Origin of the sequence: Shewanella subflava (genome assembly GCF_025971955.1) — a bacterium.
GTDB lineage: Bacteria > Pseudomonadota > Gammaproteobacteria > Enterobacterales > Shewanellaceae > Shewanella > Shewanella subflava.
Window position 1 is genome coordinate 35,349 of the sequence record NZ_JAPDMX010000030.1, and the last position, 23,322, is coordinate 58,670.

Consider the following 23,322-nt stretch of genomic DNA (forward strand, 5'->3'; position numbering starts at 1 on the left):
AGTTGTTAGTGCAATGTCGGTTTTATCACGGCTTTGTTATCTTCGGTTTTGACATTAACAAGACGTGGTAAATTTTTCTTAGTACTCTTGATATCTGCTAAATATGGACCAGGGTGAAGTGTGTCTGGCCAATCAAGTAACATCATAGCTAACACGTTTCTGTGCTCCCCCGTTGCTAAGTCAGCTTTTCCAGATGGTGATGGAATCATCTGCATTTCTGGGTTGTAAGAGGAAATAATATAGTCCTTCACTTTTTGGGTAACGGGATGATTTTTATGACCGGTTATTAAGAAACTAATACCCACCTCTGTTGTAATATCTTCAGTGGTATCGGCAATAATTCTGTCAATATTCTTTTCAAAGTAATCTAAGATCCATTGATACTCTTTTGGATCGACCTGGTATTGATAGTATTCACTGGCAGCAAAGATAAAGTGCGTCATGCCATAGATTTTGTTTTTAAATTGGCCTTTAGATAATTTTGCATCTTTACTATCTGGATAAGTTTTGATGAATGCCGCTTTATAAGCAGGGTAGTAGTCACCCACACCAATTTGCTTTGCCCAGAATACATAGTTAATTAACTGTGCAGCCCAAGACTTGATCATTTTCTTATCAGTAAATGCAGGGGTAAAATCATGCTCTTTTAATGTTTTTATCATTAAGTCATGACAAGGGCCTGTAAAGCCAAACTCATCAATACGACTCGAATAACGAAGTAGGGTATCGCTTAACAACATAAACTTTGGATAAGGCACAATGGCTTTTTTACGGGCTTTACCTCGTGGACCTTTACCCAGTTTGCTGCCTGCGAGTGCAGATTCAGTTTCAATAAAATTTGGTTTATCCAAATTACATGCGTAATACGCTTGACGCTCTGCAATTGTTAACAGATCGATTAATGCACCATTTGCGTATTTTTCATCGCCAGTCATGCGGAATTGACGGATGGCATAATGCCCTTGTACACGGGGTGGCAATGAATACAAGTTGGTTTCAAGATTAGTTTTAAGTTGTTGATAAACTTGTTCGCCAGTTAAATTGTGTTCTGGATTAACATAGGGTTCTTTGGCAAATAAACTGCTGCTAAGTAACGCAGCGGATAATGCAACTAACGAGAGTGTTTTACTCTTGCTTAGTGCCAGCATAATTAATTCTCCGTAATAGGTTTTCAAAATCCATTGGCTGATTGAAAATAACAGACAATTGATCATAAATGGTTCGATTGTGCTCATTAACAATGAGCACATCAAAGATTTCCTTGGCTTGACTGCTGGAAAGCATTTGGTTGTGGATTAACTGCGCCAGTGTTTCTTGCCACAGCAGAAGATAATAACTAATCCCTTGATTAGCAATAGCCTGATAACTAAATATTGCATTTGCACCATTTATCCACGGTACTCCAAAACTGTCATTGAAAGCTTTTGACACTCTTTGATGCAGGCTTGATTCATGAAGAAGGTAATTTGAAAGATCAGCTTGCTGATAAAACAATAGCGCCACTTTGGTTCTAAAGATGCGTTGTTGTTGGGTAAACGATTGTAGTAATTTTACTCTTGGTGAGCTTGTATGTTCAAATGACAATGTATCTGTTAACCAAGTTGCTAACCAATAGCTACCTAACTGTTGGTTAGTTAACGAAATATCTTGCTGATTTAAATAATAAAACACACTACCTTTTGCTAGCTGATTAATGGTGTCAGCGACGATAAATATCAAATCATTGTAATGTTGAACACTTGCTAGCGTTAATGGCATTTTAAGTGCGTACTGGCCGACTTGATGACCAATCACCGCTTGTTTGATTCTGTGGTGGCTAATTTTGCCCGTATGTTGATTTAACTCAACGTACATTTCACCGAGTAATCTTTCACTTAGCCATACTCGATAAAGACGTAACGCATTATCGGTTGTTGAAATTAGCTCAAAACGCAATTCAAATGCGCTTAACTGCGCAAACATTTGTTCTAATACCAATAATGATTCATGCGGCTTTACTGCAACTTTTGGTAATGCTTGCAGTGCGCTAGGCAAATCCCAAGGTGCCATTTCAATATTGATTGTCTGGCTATCAAGAAATAACGTTAACTGTGAGGCAGTTAAACCTTGCATCGATAATTGATAATCTGCGAAATTAGCAAAGCCTTGTTTGTGAGCCAAATCCGTTCTCAGCTTGTGCAACGCTAACAGGTTTAATTGATTATGGCTTTTAACCCGTGTTTGGTAGGCAAACCAGGCTTGTTGACGACATTTTCTATCTGGCTGTGATATTAGATAACGTGCGACATTTGATTCGGTGGATGCTTTTAAAGAAGGTTTATCATCATTTTCAAAAAATTCTGGTAATACACAGCCTTGAGCAACATCAAATTGAAAATTTTGAGCAAAATAATGGCTAATACTGGCTTGTAAGCTATGTAACTGTGATTTTACATCGTATGCCAATTGTTGCTGTTGTAAGTGCAGTATCGTTTTAACATAAAGCGTAGACATACCATTAGCATCGATTTGACTACGTAGGCGTAAATCTTGGTTTAATTTCTCGGCATCAATATTTTTGAACAATACTGACAATTCATCAGCTAAATGTACCTGGCAATTAAGAAGTTGCTGCTGTAATTCTGTTTGTTTGGTCAAACTTCTATAGTAGTTATTACGATCATTTAAATTATTAAGAGAAAGTAAACTTGATTCGAATCTGACTAATGAATTGTCAGACGCGAATTTAGGGGAGGTGAAGGCATTTGATGATAATTGCCACTCCTGTGGAATGGCAATCTCTTGTAAGGCATTAAATTGCAGACATTGATCAACAAACAGATTTAAAGGATTAGCCACGACGATTGCCGTGGCTAAAAAATTAAAAAAGAGGCTTATCGCAAAAATGCTTTTTCGCATATTCTACTCGTTGCTCAACTGACATGGCAGCGCCTTTTAATGACTCTACATGTTTAAGGCGGGGTAGAATTCCCTTACCGTTGGCAATTTGAATTGTTAACCCTGGGCGGGCGTTTAATTCTAATAGCAAGGGACCACGATTTTTATCCAGCACCATATCGGTACCTAAATAACCAAGTTCACACATTTCATAGGCACTAGAAGCGGTATGAAGTAAGGTTTCCCAGTGGGGAACTTGAATATTAGATAATGGAAAATGGGTGTCGGGATGTTTATCCACAGGCACATCAAACTGTACTGCATGCAAGCTTCTGCCAGTGGCAATGTCTAATCCAATCCCTACAGCACCTTGGTGTAAGTTTGCTTTTCCATCAGAGGCCGCGGTTGAACAACGTAACATTCCCATTACTGGAAAGCCTTTAAATACAATCAAACGAATGTCCGGTACACCCTCATAGCTCACACCGTTGAATATAGGATCAAATTCAATTAATCCCTCAATTAATGCGACATCCGGTTTCCCCCCCAGAGAAAATAAACCACTGAGTGTATTTGAAACATGGCGATAGATTTCATTGGGGGTAACTTCGTTACCGTTAGCTTTGTAATAGCGGCCATTTTCAACTCGGGTAATGACCAGAATGCCCTTACCACCGGAGCCTTTAGCAGGCTTAATCACGAAACCCGATCTGCCTAATACCATGTTTGGTATTTGTTCTATGTCATGCTGCTCTTTAACTACGCCGATGAGATCCGGCACAGCAATACCATTGGCTAACGCCAATTGTTTCGTGATCAGCTTGTCATCCACTCGCTTGTAGTGCTTGCGTGGATTATAACGACCAATATAACTGATGTTTCGCTTGTTCATGTTAAGCACGCCAGCGCGGCTCAGTTCCCAAGGCCAGGCATACTTCATTACTTCTCTCCCACTAAGGGTTTAAAGCGTTTTAGCTCTGTTAAGCGGTAACCTGTGTACTGCCCCATAACAAGCACTAGCGCAAGAATAACTAAGTGAATACCTAAGAAGTTAAATACCCAATGTTGTACTAATTCATTACTCATTGCTAAATAAGCGATGGTCGCCACAAATAAACTACCACCACCTGACACAAATACTTTTTTAGGGCCTTCTTCTTCCCATAAAATTGACATGCGCTCAATCGTCCAAGCAAGAATGATCATTGGGAAGAATGTGACGGTTAATCCTTCACTGAGTCCTAATTTGAATGAAATTAATGTGAACAAACCGATAATAAATATCACCACGATAATTACCGCGGATATTCGTGATATCAGCAACAGGTTGAGTGTTGATAAATAAGAGCGGATCATCAAACCAAAAGATACAATTAACAGGAAGCCAATTAATCCGGTTAATAGGGTGGTTTGAATAAAGGCCATTGCAATTAGTACCGGCATAAAGGTACCCGATGTCTTAATCCCGACAATCACGCGCAAAAATACCACCACTAAAACACCAATCGGGATTAACAAGATTCCTTTGAACAGGCTTTGCTCTTCAAGGGGTAATTGATACAAAGAAAAGTCCAATGCATCATCTGTCATCATCATATCAATTGATGTGGCTAATGCAGAGCGCGTATCTTGTAACATCGAGAAGTTAACTAAAGAGTTACTTCCACCCATGACTTCTAATACTGACCCACCAGCATATTCCCACAGTACAAGATTGTTATCACGGCCTTGCTTGTTGTTCTGAACATCAAATAAATGCCACTCACCATCTTGGTACACTTGCACATAAGTGGTTAACTGCTGACGACGACGTTGATCTTCAAGTAATAAACCGCTGACATAACGTGCAGGTACGCCTTTGGTATGCAGCATTTGTAAAAACAGTTTGGTTGACGTATTGGTCGATAATAATAAAGACATGTTTTGACTTTGATTATCATCATTAATCAATGTCATTAACTGTTTTGCGAAAGAAAGATTTGTCGCACTGCGGCTCCATACATCTTCAACAATTTGCTCTGCAGCGGTTTTTTCAGTTGCAGGCCAAAGATACAGTTCAGTATCGGCGGGAGCTTGTTCAGCATGGAGTGCTAATTTTCCAGTTGGAACAAGCGTCACACGATAAAATAATGATTGCGGACCAGACGCTTCTCTAATTGACCAAATCGCTTTACGATTTACATCATCGGTAATGGTTAAGCCGTAACCTGGAGATGTGGTATTTTCAACTAAAATATCAAATGCTGGATCATTAGGTAATGAGAACTGCACTTCTGCAGGTTTGTTACGGCCATTGAAACTGATTTTGGCGTCAATAGCCCAACTTTGAACCTGCTCACCGGGTAAAAAAGGCACATTGTGCTCCATACCACGGTAAATACTGGCACCGATGCCGGTAACAAACAGCAAAATAACGAATATATAAAACGGTTTACGAGAATGCATTTGTTAGCCTATTTAATTAGGGTTGTGACTTGGTTTTTAGCTTTACCGTGAATGTAGATTTGACCTACATCGACAATGGCAATGTCTTTCATAAATTTACGGCCAAGCAATAATGGATAATCTAAATGACTTCTGTCAGTAAGATTTAAGTCCGTTTCGGCTGAATATTTACCAATTTTTAAATGTGCGTGGATAACCGGACGACGATCATCACCGCTTTCAACATCTTGTTTAATTTTGACAAAGCGTTCCACTTTGGATTCAAAGGTATTACCTGGTTGATCTGGGCCGTTTGTCATTACATCAAAACGAACCCATTCTTCGCCATTACGCTCAAATAAGACAATGTTGCGCGCATCTAAAGACGATGATTCTGCGCCCGTATCAATGCGTGTTGCAAACTTAGTTTTGACCTCATCAATGTAAACACTTTCTACTTCACCAAGTAAAAACTTTTCACCGACTAATGCCTCAGGGCATTGTGCAGGAACCGCAACTGGACGAGGAGTAGGGAGCGGTGCTGCCACAACGCGTACTTTTTGCGATTGTGCCATTGCTTCACTGACTTGAGTTTTTAGCTTACGTAGTTCAGCTGATAATTCATTTATATCTTCAGACTGTTGGCTACATTGCTCGTGAAAGGCAGAAATAATTTGCACTTGAGAAGACTGTAGGGTCGTGTTCAAGTCAGTATTAGTAATTGTAGGTGTGCTAGGTTGTTGAGTTGCTGTACAACCCGAGACAAGTATTGCCGCAATGGATAGTGCAAGTGCCTGCTTAAACATGTCAATTCCTGTTGAATATTGTGAGTTAAATTAAATCTAAATTAGGTTGATTTTTAGTCGCAATTATTATTGCTCTTTTTGGTGCTGGATAACCTTCAACCGTTAAGCTTACGTCATTTGGGTCGAGATAATCTACTAGGGATTCATTTTGCATCCATTGTGTACTTCGTTGTTCTGCAAGAGATGTTATATCCACATCCACACATCTCACATTGGTAAAATCACATTTTCTTAACCACAGCATTAACGCTTCAACGGAAGGTAAAAACCAAACGTTGTTCATTTTGCCGTATCTGTCACTGGGAACTAAGACAGCATTTTCGTCACCATCTATTACCAGCGTTTCGAGCACTAACTCTCCGCCCATTCGCAATTGATCACGTAATTGCATAATATGGTCAATTGGCGAGCGCCTATGATAAAGCACCCCCATTGAAAATACAGTATCAAATGCATCTAAAGGGGGAAGTTCTTCAATACCCAAAGGCAATAAATGAACAGGATGTTGCTGCCCAGCTAACCGTTTAACTGCTTCAAATTGGCATAAAAATAACGGCGAAGGGTCAATGCCAACAACGCATTTAGCCCCCTCACCATACATACGCCACATATGATATCCACTTCCACAGCCAACATCTAATACTGTTCTATTTTTTAATGGCGAAAGGTGAGGCTTAACTCTATCCCATTTCCAATCACTTCGCCATTCTGTATCGATTTGAATCCCATGTATCGAAAAAGGGCCTTTACGCCAAGGTTTGAAGATACCTAATAAATTGGTCAGCTTTTCTGTTTCACCTGCACAAAGCTGCTGACCACTGCCAATAGTCACACCTGAACTAAAATTAATGATGTCTGGCGCGGGATAATGCAGTTTATTGAGTACTTTTTCCCATTTAGGAAAAGTGCCGTGCTTGTGTTCCCGCTGCCAATTGCCCAATATTGACGGCAATGTTTCTAACCAATGTTGAAGGCTAGAATCGGCTATTTGTTTATAAAATCCACTAAAACTTATCATTTAATCGCAACCATGGACGCAAAATTGAAACACTGAAACCAAACCGTTGAGTGGCTAAAACCGCAGTCGCTAAATCGTTTGGTATGATGTTCGAGGGTATCTGGACGCATCACATTTTCTAACGCACTTCTTTTTTGACTGATTTCCAATTCGCTGTAGCCATTGGCTCGTTTAAAGTCTAAATGATGCTTATCGAGTAGTTGTTGAATCGTCTCATCTTGAAAGCGAAGCTTTTCAGATAGCACCAGGATCCCCCCAGGTAACATACCCTGATAAATATTATTAATTAAGGCGTCTCTATCTGCCACGGGAAGGAATTGCAGCGTAAAATTCAACACCACCATAGAGGCGTTTTGGAATGTAATATCTCTGATGTCACCACAGATCAACTCAACTTGAGTGTCACTGACATAAGCAGATAAGTTCTCATGACAACGTTGTATCATTGATTCGCTATTGTCCACAGCGATAATTTTGCAGTGTCTTTGATCAATTTGACGCCTAATACTTAACGTTGCAGAGCCTAGAGAACAGCCTAAATCGTAAACATTGGAATTGTGGGTTACAAAAGACTGGGCAAAATCACCAATAGTATTAATGATTTGACCATAACCTGGTACGGAACGACGTATCATATCATTGAATACGCCAGCGACTTTTTTATCAAAAACAAAATCAGCGACTTGAGCGTTCGCTGTAGCGTAGATGTTGTCGAGTTCAGAGTTCATGTAATGCGATTTTGTAAAATTCTAATGCTATTTTAGCCAATCAAAGCAAATTGCAGCAAGTATTGAGTAAAAATTTATTATTTTTTATTACCTTGCCTATCTATGATGGTTATAGTATCTGTGATTTTTACTGGAACAAACTTAATACATGCAAATAGAAGTATGCTTTTGGTTTTTTTTAAGATATTTTGACAAAAAACAATTAAAATAATACAGTTTACCGAAAGTATGGTTGCTAAGCTGTTGAAATTATTCAGGTATGATTCAGTTCATCTTGAAGTATTATTTACTCATACGATTTTTTGTGGCATATGCCAGAAAGTAGATAGGGACACCACTTGAAATTAATCGGACGATTACTATTCTGCATTTTATTGTGGACTTATAGCTGGAATGTGACAGCAGACAATAGTGATATTACCCAAGACTCCATTAACCATGTCAGCATTGTGATGGGGCAGGACACTTATCCTTTTCAATACTTGGACGACTCAGGTCAACCTGCAGGTATATTGGTTGATCTATGGCGTGAATGGTCTTTAGTCACCAGTATACCAGTGTCATTTGAGGTACGTAATTGGCAGCAATCGTTAGATAGCGTTAGAAATGGTCAATATGATGTCCATATTGGTATGAGTCCTAATGATTCCCGCAAAGCCTTTTTTGATTTTGCAAATCCGATATCTTCTTTACAAACTTTTTTGTTCGTGCATAAGTCAATTGGTGATAAGCATCGATTGACAGACCTACTACCTTATCAAATTGGTATTGTTGATGGTTCATCCCATGAGCAGACTTTATTGGCGATGAATACTGATTTCTCATTTAGAAAATATCCTAATAGAGAAGCGCTTTTATTAGCCGCTGTAAACGGCGAGGTATTGGTCTTTGCTGGCATCGAAGGTTTTCAACGAAATATGTCGTTAGAGCAAAACATTGCCACTGAATATTATATTTCATCCCGAATACCGATTGATAAAACAGATATCTCACCTGCGATAGCCAAAGGCCATCCCGCACTATTAGCAACCATTAACGCAGGGTTTGCAGCAATAGATGCGCAACAAATTGAACGAATTGAACGACGCTGGCTAGGATACCACAGAGAAAATGCCGGTGTTTTGATTGCAATGCAAACCAATGTTGAACCTTATGCTGACATCGGTAATGATGGTTTACCACATGGTTTATATGTCGATTTATGGAAACTTTGGTCCCAAAAAACAGGTATTAGCATCGATTTTGTTGTTGGTGATATGAATAGCTCTGTTGAGGATATAAAACGGGGATTTGCAGATGTCCATATTGGATACCCTGAAAGTAATGAAATGCGAACGGGTCTTGAACAAGCGTGGCATTTAACCTCCATTAAAAGTCGTTTTTTCAGTTTAAAAAATGATATACAAGATCTGAATAAAATTGAAAATGTGCGTATTGGCGTTTTTCCTACTGCACCGTATATATCCGAAATTCACAAACTTTATCCAAAAGCTCAATTACGTTTTTATGAATCAATTGATCAATTAGTTGATGCCACAATAAAAGGGGATGTCATCGGTTTGATCGCATCTTCGGCCATGACCTCTCATTATTTATTGAGCAATAAGCTTTGGACTGATTTCAAACAATATTCCAATATTGAATTTTCAACAGATATCTACAGTTTAACCCGTATTGATGACACGGGATTAGCCAAAAGGATCCGAGCGGGTTTTGAATTAATTTCACCTGAAGAGCGTTTACAAATAGAGCGTAAATGGCTTATTAATCCTGATGATCGTTACTATCGTGGCATCGAGAAGCATATTATTTTATCTAATCAACAAAAATCCTACTTATCAACTTTAGGTGCGATAAAAATGGGTTATTTAAAAGATTGGCGGCCCATGGAGTTTCAGGGGAAAAATGGCGAGTTTTTGGGGGTTAACTCAGACATCAAGTCTATTTTAGTGAATCACCTCGGTATATCTATAATCCCTGTCGCCTTTGAGCGTTTTGACGATATGTTACAACAATTAGAAAGTGGTGAGATCCAACTTGTTGCCAGTTTAGCTTACAACCCAGAGCGTGAAAAAAGTATATTGTTCAGCGAACCCTATTGGCCATCCCCATGGGCGGTCGCCAGTGATTTAGCGCAACCACCTATTTTTCATATTGGTCAGTTAAGTAATAAAAAGATTGCTGTGGTGAACGGTTATCAATTAATCGACCAAATAAGGCAACTACATCCTGAATTATCACTCGTGATTGTCGCAGATACACAAGAAGGGTTAGATGCGGTTGTTAATGGTCACGCTGACATGTTCGTTGAAAAGGTCAGTACCCTGGCGGAAAAATTGAAAAAGGGTCAATATCCCAGTTTAAAATTGTCTTTGATAGCAGACTTAGCAGATCAACAAAGTCGAATCGGTATATTCAGTGGTTTAACCGAGCTAAAACCTTTGATTGATCGCACACTCGCTACGATAGATAAAGCCACTCAGCAAGAACTCTATCAAAAATGGAATGATGTACAGCTCAATACTGATAATCAATTTTATCAACGTTGGATGAATTCACTTATTATTGGTTTATTAATCGTCAGTGTTATTGCTGTGATGGTATTAGTGGTAAATCGTCGATTAAAAATTGAGATAGCCCGTCGTGAAGCCGCAGAAAATAAACTGGTCTTTATAGCAAACCATGACAATGTGACGGGTTTAGCTAATAGAACGTTACTGGACCAAGAATTAGCATCAGCGAAAAAGTTACATCAAAAAGCCAATACAAAGTTTGCCATTTTGTTTATCGACTTAGATGGATTTAAAGTTGTAAACGATGAGTATGGACATGATGTAGGCGATCAGCTGCTTAAGTTAGTGGCTGATTTATTGAAAAGGGCTATTCGCAACACTGACTTTGTTGCCAGATTTGGTGGCGACGAATTTGTTATCTTATTGAATAACCTAGACACGATTGACCATGGTAAAAGGCTTGCCGATACCGTGTTAAAAAAGCTGTCGCAGGTGACTGCCATTGATGATAAACCTGTGCAAATTTCAGCAAGTATTGGTATTGCGATGTATCCGGATGATGGCACTACGTCAGAAGAGTTACTTAAGTGTGCAGATTTATTAATGTACCAAGCAAAGCGCGTTGGTGGACACCGCCATCGTAATAATTAACAGTGCTCCTCGAAAGCTTGGTTTGTATTTTTGTGCAGCCAGGGTGCTGGTTTAATTCAGTTAAAAATTGCTAAAAAATGGAAATTTTCCCATCATGGCCAAGGAGGATGGTTCAAAGCAATGAACATCAGGTTTGCGATAAATTTATCTGTGAATTCACACAACAAACCACTTCCACCCAATTAGGTTTAAGCGTTTTCCTCTGTCGTTTTTTTGCTCAGTTGTTGCATATTATCCCTTGTAGGTCTGGTTAAATTGTTTGTTCTGCCTGATACTGCCCGCATTATTTTAAATTGATATTTTACTTTGCCGAATTTAGATGCAATTTTTGCTGATTACGGCCATTTATATAGCAATAAATTCATACTGGAACGAGCATCTTTACGCTGTTTAAGTATATAATGCCGTTTTTATCATTGTTGATATGCGAAACGTTTGCTTTTCGAAAATCGTTTTTATTTAAAGGATACTGTTCAATGCGTAGCCATTATTGTGGAGACATCAATAAGTCTCATTTGGGTCAAGAAGTTACCTTAGTTGGTTGGGTTAATCGTAGTCGTGACTTAGGCGGCGTTGTTTTCTTGGACTTACGTGATCGTGAAGGGTTAGTTCAAGTTGTATATGATCCAGATCTTAAAGACGTATTTGATGTTGCAAGTACATTACGCGCTGAATTTTGTGTTCAAGTGACAGGCCTTGTTAGAGCTCGCCCAGACAGTCAAGTTAACACTCAAATGAAAACGGGTGAGATAGAAATTTTAGGTAAAGGCTTAACCATAATTAACGCTTCTGCGCCATTGCCTTTAAGTATGGACAACTACCAGAACAACAGCGAAGAACAACGTTTAAAATACCGTTACCTTGATTTACGTCGTCCAGAAATGGCGGAGCGTTTGATCTTCCGCGCAAAAGTAACCAGTTATGTACGTAACTTTTTAGATAAAAATGGATTTTTAGATATTGAAACCCCCATTTTGACAAAAGCTACCCCAGAAGGCGCACGTGATTATTTAGTGCCTAGCCGGACTTATAAAGGCCAATTCTTTGCACTGCCACAGTCACCGCAATTGTTTAAACAATTGTTGATGATGTCAGGCTTTGACCGCTACTACCAAATCGTCAAATGTTTCCGTGATGAGGATTTACGTGCTGATCGTCAACCTGAATTTACTCAGATTGATATTGAAACGTCATTTATGAGCTCAGAGCAGGTTATGGCAAAAACCGAGCAGATGATGCGCGGTTTATTCCAAGATTTGCTTAATGTTGATTTAGGCGACTTTCCGCGTATGACATTTGCTGAAGCGATGCGTCGTTTTGGTTCAGACAAGCCTGATTTACGTAATCCTTTAGAGCTTGTTGATGTGGCTGATTTATTGAAAGACGTTGAGTTTGCCGTGTTCAATGGCCCAGCAAATGACGTTGACGGGCGTGTAGCGGCTTTGCGTATCCCAACGGGCGCATCATTATCACGTAAGCAAATTGATGATTACACTAAGTTTGTTGGCATTTATGGCGCAAAAGGCTTAGCTTGGATGAAGCTAAATGATTTAGATGCAGGCATGGACGGTATTCAATCTCCAGTGCTTAAATTCTTAAATGAAGACATTGTTAAGCAAATTATTAGCCGTACTGATGCCAAAACGGGCGACATTATTTTGTTTGGTGCAGACAAAGCTAATATCGTTGCTGAAGCTATGGGGGCATTACGCCTTAAAGCCGGTGAAGATTTTAACTTACTGCAAGGTCAATGGCGTCCACTTTGGGTTGTTGATTTCCCGATGTTTGAAAAAGTGGAAGGGGGGCTGCATGCGGTTCATCATCCATTTACTGCGCCGCGTGGTGTATCAGCCGAACAACTTAAACTCGACCCAGCCAATACCGTATCAGACGCTTACGACATGGTGTTAAATGGCTGTGAATTAGGCGGCGGTTCGGTACGTATCCATAATGCAGAAATGCAAAGTACAGTATTCGAATTGTTGGGCATTGACAAAGAAGAAGCTAAAGAGAAATTTGGTTTCTTATTAGAAGCATTGCGCTATGGCACACCACCACATGCTGGCCTTGCTTTTGGTTTAGATCGCATCATTATGTTAATGACGGGTGCAAGCTCAATTCGTGATGTAATGGCATTCCCAAAAACTACTACAGCAGCTTGTCCATTAACCAACGCGCCAGGTTTTGCTAACCCTCAGCAGCTTGTTGAGCTAGGCATTAATGTGATTGAGAAACCCAAAGCCGACGCAGAATAACTTACTCAGTTATGCTTATGATTTTATTAACATTCCGAGGCAATTGCCTCGGTCTGTGTTTATAGTGTTGCTGGTTTCAGTATTACATTTCGTCAATACACTGCGTCAATGGAATTAGTTATTGCAATGACGAATAGATTAACAGATACAACAGGAGTCTTTCATGGCAGGACACAGTAAATGGGCTAATATCAAGCACCGTAAAGCTGCACAGGATGCAAAGCGCGGAAAGCTATTTACCAAGTTTATCCGTGAGTTGACAGTGGCCGCCCGAGAAGGAGGCTCAGATCCAGATGCAAATCCCAGACTCAGAGCCGCAATCGATAAAGCGTTATCGAATAACATGACCCGCGACACGGTAGAACGTGCAATTAAACGTGGCGCTGGGGAAACGGAAGGGCAACAGCTAGAAACCATTATTTATGAGGGTTATGGTCCAGGCGGCAGTGCGGTTATGGTTGAAACCATGACGGATAATCGCAATCGCACGGTATCTGGTGTGCGTAACGCCTTCAGCAAAAATGGCGGTAACTTAGGCACCGATGGCTCGGTGGCATACTTATTTACCAAGTTAGGTGTTATTTCCTATGCTGAGGGGCTAGATGAAGAAAGTGTCATGGATGCCGCGCTTGAGTCTGGTGCTGAAGATGTTGTCATCAATGAAGATGGTTCAATTGATGTTTACACTTTACCCGATACTTTCGGCAAAGTGAAAGATGCCCTTGATGCTGCAGCTTTAGTTTGTGTCAATGCAGAAGTGACACAGGTGCCATCGACCAAAGCCGAACTCGATTTAGACAGTGCCGAAAAATTCTTAAAACTTATCGATACCTTAGAAGATCATGATGATGTCCAAGAGGTTTATCATAATGCAGATATCAGTGATGATGTTATGGAAAGTTTAGGGTAAACAATGGCAATTATTTTAGGTGTTGACCCGGGCTCAAGGATAACCGGTTATGGTGTTATCCAGTGTGTTGGTCGCCAGCAAGTTTACCTCGGTAGTGGTTGCATTCGCACACAATCTGATGAGTTACCCCTGAGATTACAACAGATATTTGCTGGATTATCTGAAATAATTCTTCAATATCAACCAGATGAATTCGCCATCGAACGGGTATTTATGGCTAAAAATGCTGATTCTGCACTCAAGCTTGGTCAAGCAAGAGGCGCCGCGATTGTTGCGGCGACATGTGCAGATTTACCCGTTGCAGAGTATAGTGCTACCCAAATAAAAAGTGCGGTTGTCGGCACTGGTAGAGCACAAAAGACCCAAGTTCAACACATGGTTACGCAGCTACTAAAATTACCCGCAGCGCCACAAGCTGACGCTGCCGATGCACTTGCTGTAGCCATGTGTCATTATCATACAAATCAAAGTTTAGCTGCCTTAGGTGGCAGGGCGAACATAAGAACCTACGGAAGATACAAATGATTGGTCGTTTAAAAGGTATTTTGGTTGAGAAGCAAGCTCCAGAAATCGTGCTTGATGTTAACGGTGTCGGCTACGAATTACAGGTACCCCTAACCAGTTTTTATGAACTTCCCGAGCTAAATCAACCTGCAATGGTATATACCCATTTTGTTGTGCGTGAAGATGCCCAATTGCTATACGGTTTTATTACCAAGCAAGAGCGTGCCTTATTCAGGCTATTAATTAAAACCAACGGTGTAGGGCCTAAATTAGCGCTGACCATTTTATCAGGTATGAGTGCCAATGAGTTCGTTACCTGCGTTGAGCGTGATGATATAGCCACCTTAGTTAAACTGCCTGGCGTGGGTAAAAAAACCGCAGAACGTCTCGTTGTTGAAATGCGCGATAAACTTAAGTCCTTGTTAGCGGCGTCTGTTGGTTCAGAACGTGAGTTTGTTTTACAATCTAATTATTCACCAGCTCCTACGGTTGAAAGCGTAGAAGAAGATGCAATATCTGCGTTAATTTCGTTAGGTTACAAACCTGCCCAAGCCAGTAAGGCCGTAGCTGCAAATTATAAAGTTGATATGACATCTGAAATACTTATTAAAGCGGCATTAAAGTCGATGCTTTAACCTAAAAGGACAGCGGTAACATGATTGAAGCAGATCGATTAATACAACCTCAAGTTTTGGTGCAAGACGAAGCTATTGATAGAGCTATGCGTCCCAAAATGCTTGACGAGTATACGGGGCAAGACGATACCCGCGCCCAATTAAAGGTGTTTATTCAAGCTGCGCTAAATCGAAAAGAAGCGCTCGATCATATGTTGATTTTTGGCCCCCCAGGCTTAGGCAAAACCACCTTAGCCATGATTGTGGCCAATGAGATGGGAGTGAATATTAAATCGACCTCAGGACCTGTGTTAGAAAAAGCCGGTGATTTAGCCGCGCTATTAACTAACTTAGAAGAAGGGGATGTGTTATTTATCGATGAAATACATCGCTTAAGCCCTGTTGTTGAAGAGATCCTTTATCCTGCATTGGAAGATTATCAATTAGACATTATGATTGGTGAGGGGCCTGCTGCGCGCTCTATCAAGTTAGACTTGCCGCCTTTTACCCTAGTTGGAGCGACCACAAGAGCGGGGGCGTTAACTTCGCCATTAAGAGCGCGTTTTGGTATTCCATTGCGGCTTGAGTTTTATAATGTGAAAGATTTAACCACCATTGTGACACGTTCGGCAAAAGTGATGGGGTTAGCTATTGCACCTGAAGGTGCTGTTGAAATCGCCAAGCGTTCTCGTGGAACACCGCGTATTGCCAATCGATTATTACGACGAGTACGTGATTATGCTGAAGTCAAACACGACGGTGTTGTAACCCAAGGTGTAGCTGAACAAGCGTTAGATTTACTTGATGTGGATCTAGAAGGGTTTGATTATTTAGACAGAAAACTATTGCTAGCGATTATTGATAAGTTTATGGGTGGACCTGTGGGTCTTGATAACCTTGCTGCAGCGATTGGCGAAGATAGAGATACCATTGAAGATGTATTGGAACCATTTTTAATCCAACAGGGGTTTATTCAACGCACTCCAAGAGGGCGTATTGCAACAGCAAGGGCCTATCAGCACTTCAATATTATTCAACCGGTATAATGATTCATAAAAGCGCACTAAGGTGCGCTTTTTATTTTCAGCCCATAAACCACCTACTTCAGTAGGGGGCTATCATCCATTAGGCTTTGCCTGAAGTATGTTCAATAGCTGATTAACTCAAGTAATACGTTAGCTTTGCTAATGGTGCGGTACAAGCTTCTAAATCAGGGATGATTTAATAGAGCCTATATGGATATATTTATGGAGTCTTGTTAACGCATGGTAGGAAAGCTCCATTTTAGGGAGTGATATCAAAGCCACCTTCATCAGAAGGTGGCTCTTTTACTTTAATTTTGGTTCATCTAGCTCGTTCTTAGCTTGCGATCTTACATTGAGCGGAAACAGACGTTAAACACAGCATTTTAGAATTCGTATGACACTTATTTTATAACGCGAGGATGGCAGATACTGACAATCGTTGAACAATCGAAATTTTTAGAGTGTTTTATTTTTATGCTTTTAATCAGAAATCAACATTGATTTACACATTTAAAATGCTGATGTTTTTTTGCAAGAGTCATTATAAATATATAAGAATGTAAAGTTCATATTAACGATATTTTTAATGGTTTATAAATCGAGTTTCCATTTTTAATACAATCAAATCGGCAGTTACATATTGTTTCAGGTGTAATTGATGTTGCCAGAATGCTATTTGTTAGTAAATTTTATAATTGTTTTTGCCTTATAAATGTATTGATAAATAATTAATATTATTTATTCAGCCAATTTAATGGTTGGGTAGTCAAATTATTCAGATTTATTTTGAAACGATAACAATAATTACGGTTCATTCATTTACATAGCGTTAATTGCACACACTTCTTTGCCTTATGGGGTTACTAATTATCTCATTAGTGCCTCCAAATCCTGTGATATCGCTATTGAACAGAGGTTGACTATTCTTGTGATAGTTCCAATTAACATTATAAAATTAAATAATTTGTGATCTTGATCACATTTTAGTAAGTTATCAAGTGTATTTATTGTTATATCTCTTCAGGTTTAATCCTCTTTAAATAAAACAATAGCCAGTTTTTGTAACTTATTTGACGACTTTTCATAGTGAATTTTTTCTGAGTTAACAATATCACTTATTTTACAATTTAATTAATTAACAAACTAAGCCATAAAGGTTAAAAGTTTGGGGTTTGACCTGTTTTAATATTTTATTCAATATCCAGCTATCGTTAATTTAATGAATATCTACTTAACGAAAATATAACAATAAATTATTGCCAGGGAGCCAATATAATATGACCCAAAGAACAGTTCTTTCCACAAGTATAAAAACCGCGTTATTCGCATCCATTGCTGTTTCATCAAGTGTATCAATTTCTGCTTATGCAGCAGAAGAAACGGCAAAAGTAGAGCGTATTGAGGTAACGGGTTCTCGTATTCAACGTCAGGATATGGAAACGGCATCTCCCGTGACCGTGATTGATGCAGCAGCAATTAAGGCTGAGGGTTTCACGTCAGTTGATGAATTGTTACAAGCACAAACATCAATGGCGGGTGCTGCAGTAGGTTCAAGTACTAACAATGGCGCAGATGGCGTAGCACAGGTTGATTTACGTGGCATGGGTTCACAACGTACTTTGGTGCTACTAAATGGCCGTCGTATGGTCAATTCTGGTTCTGGTGCAGATAGTGCTGTCGATTTAAATGCAATACCTGTTGCAATGATTGCCCGCGTTGAAATTTTAAAAGACGGTGCTTCAGCTGTTTATGGTTCTGATGCAATTGCGGGTGTGGTTAACATTATCACCAAAAAAGACTTTGAAGGATTTCAGTTTGATGTTCAAGGTGGAATGACGGATAAAAGTGATGGTGAAAATGGTGAAATCAGTGCACTTTATGGTTTGAATACTGATTCAGGAAACTATACTTTTGGTGTGGCTTATTCTAAACGTGAAGGCGTGATTCAATCAGACCGTGATTGGACTGAACCAGGCTACAGCTCTTTTATTCCGGAGGGATCATTAGGCGGCAAAGTTATTAACGATGAAGGTGAGTGGGTTAAACGCAACACCGGCTATGATTTCACCCAAGACAGTTTCTATCAAACGCCAAATGAACGTACCAGTGTGTTCGCTAACATGGTGCAAGAAATTAACGACGATATTGTATTTACGGGTGATTTTTTATATACCAAACGTAAATCAAATCAACAAATGTCTGCTCAACCTGCAGATATCATGTTAAATGTGTGCGGTGATGCCAATATATTACCAGGGGAACCTTGCATCACACTTGATGATGCAATGATTAAAGGCGGTATTGGCGCTGATGATACTGGCCGTGTTAATTATCGTCGTCGCACTACCGATGTTGGCCCACGTATTTACTCCCAAGATACCGATACCTATCGCGTATCAGCAGGGTTAGCAGGTACCTTAGATGTGCATACTGGTTTCAACTGGGATGCGTCTTATACTTACGGAAATAACAAAGCCAAAACTCAGGTCGAAAATTCAATCAATGCGACCAAAATGGAAGACTCTGTATATGCTAACCAAGGTGCATGGTTTAATGGTGATCCATTAACTCAAGCCATTATCGATGACATCAGTTTTACCGAACGAAACAGCGGTGGTAATGAGCAACATACTTTCTCAGCAGGTTTGAACGGTGAATTATTCGATTTAGATGCAGGAGCAGTTGCTTTTGCTATTGGTGCAGAATATCGCTATGAAAGTGGATATTATACGCCTGATCAAGTGATTCAAGATGGTGACGGTACTGCTGCGCAACAGGATGCAACAGATGGCGATTATAACGTGTTCTCTATTTTCCAAGAAGTCAGTGTACCGTTCACTGATAAGCTAACCGGTGAGTTTGCGCTACGTTATGATGATTATTCTACCTTTGGTAAAGCAACTACTTGGAAAGTAGGCTTAACCTATGAAGCTACTGATGATCTAATGCTTCGTGGTGTTGCTGCAACAGGTTTCAGAGCCCCAAGCATCAGCGAATTATACGGTGGAGACACAGGTTCATTTGACTACTTAAGCGATCCATTAGGTCATGAGCAGGACCCGCAAATTCTAGTTCGTTATACTTCTGATGATGATTTAGAAGCAGAAGAATCTGAATCATTAACTGCAGGTTTAGTATATTCTCCGAGCGCAATTGATGGTTTATCATTAACATTAGATTACTGGAGTTTCAAAGTAACCAATGCGATCACACGTTTAGATGTGCAATCAGGTATTAATGCATGTTTAATCGGTAATGATAGCACTGCTTGTGATACCTTCGGTATTGATCCAACTGCTGGAGCTGCTAAGTTTGATAACTTGACGAGTTCATTGACTAACGTTGGTTCTCAAAATACTTCAGGTATCGATTTTAACTTAGCCTATAGTTTTGAAGGCTTAGGTTTAGACTGGAAAATCAGTAACGATACGACTTACTTGCTAAACTTTGAGCAAGATAATGAAGATTATACGGGTACCATCGATGGCAATTTTGGTGCTTATGCCAAAGTGCGTAATAACTTCAGTATCCAAGCATCTCAGGGAGATTGGAGTGTAATGTACTTCAATCGTTACATCGGTGAAATGGATGACCATTACACTGATTATGACGAAAGCGGCAATCCTATTGCTGCATTGGCTAAGGCCGATGCTGTGTTGTACCACAATATCTCTGGCACATATCATATCAATGATGATATGACATTGATGGCAGGTGTTAAAAATCTAACAGATGAAGAACCATCAAGAGTATCAAATGGTTCTGATGGTGGAACAGTACCTGAAGTTTATGATGTAATTGGACGTCAATATTATGCAGGCTTCTCGATGAAGTTCTAAATTCTGATTGCATAAAAAAGCCAGCTGTTGCTGGCTTTTTTTTGCAAAATTTATCGCATTAACCTAGGGCTGCCATAGCGGCGCTTTTTTGAATTAACTCAATTTTATAACCATCAGGATCTTCAACAAACGCAATTTCTGTTTTACCACCAGCAACCGGTCCAGGGGCGCGTGTTATTTTGCCACCAGCAGCAACAATTGCTTCACAACGGGCATAGATGTCTGCTTCACCAATGGCTAAATGGCCAAAGCCAGTGCCAAGATCGTATTGTTCAACTCCCCAGTTGTAGGTTAATTCAATGACGGCTTGGCCGGTTGATTCTTCTCCATAACCAACAAATGCAAGAGTATATTTATACTCAGGATTTTCAGATTGGCGTAACAGTTTCATCCCCATCACATTAGTATAAAAAGCGATACTGCGTTCTAAATTACCCACGCGGATCATAGTATGTAAAAGTTGCGACATGATAGTTGTCCTATAACAAGGCGAATGACAAACAGGGATCATAACAATACTTGTAAAGGGATAACAGCAAAGTTAAGTGAAGATACAATAATATAAACAGGTGCTTAGTTATGGTTATCTAATGAATGAGGCTAACAATACCAATTTTACCTTACCTAAGGTTAGCTTCTGATAAGCAATGACTATTATTAATGATACTGTTAACAAGATAAGACCGAGCATTTTCATCATGTCAAAATGACAAAAGGCTCTTTGCTAAGCTTTAATGATTTCTGGTGAGGGTGTGATACCAATCTTAATAAAATTGGCTCCTTCTAACTCTTGGAATAATTGATAATAGCGTTAATTTTTAGATTGTTGATAAGTTCTAATCACAAAAATTTGCATTGATATCAGGTATTTTTTCTTCGCTGTTTCTGCGCACTGATGTACTGTGGTAGGTAAGATTGTAAAAATGAATTAAAATTTGCTTTAGTTCACAAATGCACAATTCAACGCTACAAAAATTCTCCCAGCGCGCTATGATTTGCCTATAACAAATGGGAGATTTAACATGACAACCGAACTAAAAATGGCTTTAGGCACAACCGTAATCATTGCAATTTGTTTCAGTGCTTTTTTCGTTTCACTTTTTTAAATTTTTAATCGACCATCAAATCAGCATAATCAAAAAAGCCGCTTGTAGCGGCTTTTTCGATCTCAAATAAACCATTGAGTTTATTCTTCAGGATAAAATTTTTCGTTAAACTCGCATAAATCTTCAATGATGCAAGAACCACAACGTGGCTTTCTGGCAATGCAGGTATATCTGCCATGTAGAATAAACCAGTGATGTACATCAACTTTAAATTCTGCAGGGGTGACCTTAAGCATTTTTTCTTCAACTTGGTCGACATTTTTACCCATCGCAAATTTAGTGCGATTCGCCATCCTAAATATATGGGTATCAACAGCAATAGTGGGCCAACCAAAAGCGGTATTGAGCACCACATTAGCTGTTTTACGCCCCACTCCGGGAAGGGCTTCCAATGCTTCGCGATTTTCAGGGACTTCGCCTTGATGTAGGTCGATTAACATTTTACAGGCGTTAATAACGTTAACGGCTTTATTATTATATAGCCCTATGGTTTTAATATAATGTTTTAATCCGTCTACCCCTAAATCATAAATAGCCTGTGGGGTATTGGCGATGGGAAATAACTTATCTGTGGCTTTATTTACACTCACATCTGTTGCTTGAGCCGATAACGTCACCGCAACTAACAATTCAAAAGGCGAACTAAAATTGAGTTCAGTCTCAGGCTTAGGATTGTTGTCCCGTAATCGTTTGAGTATTTGTATTCGTTTGTCTTTATTCATCAGAAAACTAGCTCACTTTAGTGATACGTGCTCGCTCCACAATCTGGGTTGGCATTTGGGGTTGGCGCTGTTTCATTTTCAGGTCAATAACGTTTTTCAACGCAATTAATAATCCCATTGCAATAAATGCGCCTGGGGGAAGTAACGCCAGCAAAAATGCATTATCGACTTGCCATAGGTGAATGGTAAGCGATTTAGCCCAATCTCCAAGTAATAAATCTGCGCCATCAAATAGGGTGCCTTGCCCAAGTACCTCACGAGTTGCGCCCAACACTACAAGCACAGCAGTAAAACCTAGCCCCATCATTAAACCATCAAATGCTGAGTGTGCGAGGGAATTTCGCGATGCGAATGCTTCTGCACGGCCGATAATCACGCAGTTGGTGACAATTAACGGTAAGAAAATACCCAGTGATAAATATAAGCCATACGCATAAGCATTGACCAATAATTGTACGCAGGTTACCAACGCAGCAATAATCATCACAAACACAGGGATACGAATTTCTTTTGGAACAAAATCACGAACCAAAGACACTAAAATATTAGAGCCGACTAGCACAATTAATGTAGCCACTCCAAGTCCGAGTGCATTAGTGATCGTGGCCGTTACCGCTAATAGAGGACATAAGCCTAGTAACTGCACTAAACCAGGGTTATTTGACCATAGTCCTTGTTTGGCGATGTCTTGATACTTACTCATGGGATTCTCCGCAGCGTCGACCACTTTGATAAAGTGTGTTGCGATTGGCATCAACAAAAGCTACTGCGTTATTGATGGCCTTTACATAGGCTCTAGGGGTAATGGTTGCGCCGGTAAATTGATCAAATTGACCACCGTCTTTTTTTACTTTCCAAGATGGATCATCTTTGGTCCATTGCTGACCGGTAAAATAGCTAACCCAATCTGATTTTCGCAATTCAATTTTATCGCCCAGCCCAGGGGTTTCTTGATGAACAAGGGTGCGTACGCCTAAGACATTATTCTCATTGTCTATACCAATAATGAGTTTTATGGCACCGTTATAGCCATCGGGGGCAATCGCTTCAATTGCAATCGCACTGGGTATTTTTGATTGCATTGCAATATAGGCAGGTAAATCCTCATCTGTACCTAAAAGCTCAGCAGAGTTTACTAGTACACAGTGCGATACTAATTCATTATCATGGTATTGCGCTGGGATGACTTGGGTTAATGTTTGGCTAAGTTGTGCACGTTGCTGCTGTAAAATGGTATCTTTAGTCAGCCCATTTACGACCGCAACTAAGCCGGTACAACAGAGGGCAAACACCCCCAAAATAGTGCCATTTTTAAGCATAGAATTATCTT

Annotated in this window: 18 protein-coding genes; 7 read left to right on the forward strand and 11 right to left on the reverse strand. The window is 39.8% G+C overall.

What is annotated here, in order from left to right; genetic code table 11:
• Nucleotides 1–5: 5 nt before the first annotated feature.
• Genes OHT75_RS14430 through cmoA form a run of 7 tightly spaced genes read right to left on the reverse strand, consistent with a single transcriptional unit; the run spans nt 6 to nt 7,853 of the window.
• Nucleotides 6–1,148: a DUF3541 domain-containing protein gene (locus tag OHT75_RS14430; RefSeq protein ID WP_264727860.1), complete on the reverse strand. Its 1,143-nt coding sequence runs from the start codon at nt 1,146–1,148 to the stop codon at nt 6–8.
• Nucleotides 1,126–2,898: a hypothetical protein gene (locus tag OHT75_RS14435; protein WP_264727862.1), complete on the reverse strand. Its 1,773-nt coding sequence runs from the start codon at nt 2,896–2,898 to the stop codon at nt 1,126–1,128. The genes OHT75_RS14430 and OHT75_RS14435 overlap by 23 nt, the downstream gene beginning before the upstream one ends.
• Entirely contained in the window at nt 2,861–3,817 is a 957-nt protein-coding gene (locus OHT75_RS14440) for an alpha-L-glutamate ligase-like protein (RefSeq protein WP_264727864.1), read from the reverse strand. The genes OHT75_RS14435 and OHT75_RS14440 overlap by 38 nt, the downstream gene beginning before the upstream one ends.
• On the reverse strand, nt 3,817–5,322 hold the full coding sequence (locus OHT75_RS14445) for a UUP1 family membrane protein (RefSeq protein ID WP_264727866.1): 1,506 nt from the start codon (nt 5,320–5,322) through the stop codon (nt 3,817–3,819). The genes OHT75_RS14440 and OHT75_RS14445 overlap by 1 nt, the downstream gene beginning before the upstream one ends.
• Nucleotides 5,323–5,330: 8 nt before the next feature.
• Nucleotides 5,331–6,107 (reverse strand): ATP-dependent zinc protease family protein, encoded by a 777-nt coding sequence (locus OHT75_RS14450; protein ID WP_264727868.1) that lies wholly within the window; start codon nt 6,105–6,107, stop codon nt 5,331–5,333.
• A 25-nt stretch (nt 6,108–6,132) separates the two neighbouring features.
• Complete coding sequence (gene cmoB, locus OHT75_RS14455; protein WP_264727870.1) at nt 6,133–7,125, reverse strand: tRNA 5-methoxyuridine(34)/uridine 5-oxyacetic acid(34) synthase CmoB; 993 nt, start codon at nt 7,123–7,125, stop codon at nt 6,133–6,135.
• Nucleotides 7,122–7,853, reverse strand: coding sequence for a carboxy-S-adenosyl-L-methionine synthase CmoA (cmoA, locus tag OHT75_RS14460; RefSeq protein ID WP_264727872.1), 732 nt, complete (start codon nt 7,851–7,853; stop codon nt 7,122–7,124). Before cmoA ends, cmoB begins: the two co-directional genes overlap by 4 nt.
• Nucleotides 7,854–8,191: 338 nt before the next feature.
• Between cmoA and OHT75_RS14465 the strand changes: the two genes are divergently transcribed.
• From OHT75_RS14465 to OHT75_RS14495, 7 genes are all read left to right on the forward strand, one after another.
• Nucleotides 8,192–11,017: a diguanylate cyclase domain-containing protein gene (locus OHT75_RS14465; RefSeq protein WP_264727874.1), complete on the forward strand. Its 2,826-nt coding sequence runs from the start codon at nt 8,192–8,194 to the stop codon at nt 11,015–11,017.
• Between the two features lie 476 nt (nt 11,018–11,493).
• Entirely contained in the window at nt 11,494–13,272 is a 1,779-nt protein-coding gene (gene aspS, locus OHT75_RS14470) for an aspartate--tRNA ligase (protein ID WP_264727876.1), read from the forward strand.
• A gap of 163 nt (nt 13,273–13,435) precedes the next feature.
• Nucleotides 13,436–14,182, forward strand: a complete 747-nt coding sequence (locus tag OHT75_RS14475) for a YebC/PmpR family DNA-binding transcriptional regulator (RefSeq protein ID WP_264727878.1) — start codon at nt 13,436–13,438, stop codon at nt 14,180–14,182.
• Nucleotides 14,183–14,185: 3 nt separating this feature from the next.
• A complete protein-coding gene (gene ruvC / locus OHT75_RS14480; RefSeq protein WP_264727880.1) occupies nt 14,186–14,707 on the forward strand; it encodes a crossover junction endodeoxyribonuclease RuvC in 522 nt (173 codons plus the stop codon).
• On the forward strand, nt 14,704–15,321 hold the full coding sequence (gene ruvA, locus OHT75_RS14485; protein WP_264727881.1) for a Holliday junction branch migration protein RuvA: 618 nt from the start codon (nt 14,704–14,706) through the stop codon (nt 15,319–15,321). The genes ruvC and ruvA overlap by 4 nt, the downstream gene beginning before the upstream one ends.
• A 20-nt stretch (nt 15,322–15,341) precedes the next feature.
• Nucleotides 15,342–16,346, forward strand: a complete 1,005-nt coding sequence (gene ruvB, locus OHT75_RS14490; protein ID WP_264727883.1) for a Holliday junction branch migration DNA helicase RuvB — start codon at nt 15,342–15,344, stop codon at nt 16,344–16,346.
• A 1,256-nt stretch (nt 16,347–17,602) separates the two neighbouring features.
• Nucleotides 17,603–20,164, forward strand: coding sequence for a TonB-dependent receptor (locus tag OHT75_RS14495; protein ID WP_264727885.1), 2,562 nt, complete (start codon nt 17,603–17,605; stop codon nt 20,162–20,164).
• 58 nt (nt 20,165–20,222) lie between these two features.
• Here the strand turns inward: OHT75_RS14495 and gloA are convergent, their stop codons facing one another.
• The 4 genes from gloA to rsxG all read right to left on the reverse strand — a co-directional run bounded on the left by gloA (nt 20,223) and on the right by rsxG (nt 23,311).
• The gene (gloA, locus tag OHT75_RS14500; protein ID WP_264727886.1) at nt 20,223–20,633 is read right to left on the reverse strand and encodes a lactoylglutathione lyase; all 411 of its coding nucleotides are present in this window, start codon (nt 20,631–20,633) and stop codon (nt 20,223–20,225) included.
• A 717-nt stretch (nt 20,634–21,350) separates the two neighbouring features.
• Nucleotides 21,351–21,992, reverse strand: coding sequence for an endonuclease III (nth, locus tag OHT75_RS14505; RefSeq protein ID WP_264727888.1), 642 nt, complete (start codon nt 21,990–21,992; stop codon nt 21,351–21,353).
• Between the two features lie 7 nt (nt 21,993–21,999).
• On the reverse strand, nt 22,000–22,695 hold the full coding sequence (locus OHT75_RS14510; RefSeq protein WP_264727890.1) for an electron transport complex subunit E: 696 nt from the start codon (nt 22,693–22,695) through the stop codon (nt 22,000–22,002).
• A complete protein-coding gene (gene rsxG, locus OHT75_RS14515) occupies nt 22,688–23,311 on the reverse strand; it encodes an electron transport complex subunit RsxG (protein ID WP_264728201.1) in 624 nt (207 codons plus the stop codon). The genes OHT75_RS14510 and rsxG overlap by 8 nt, the downstream gene beginning before the upstream one ends.
• Nucleotides 23,312–23,322: the final 11 nt, after the last annotated feature.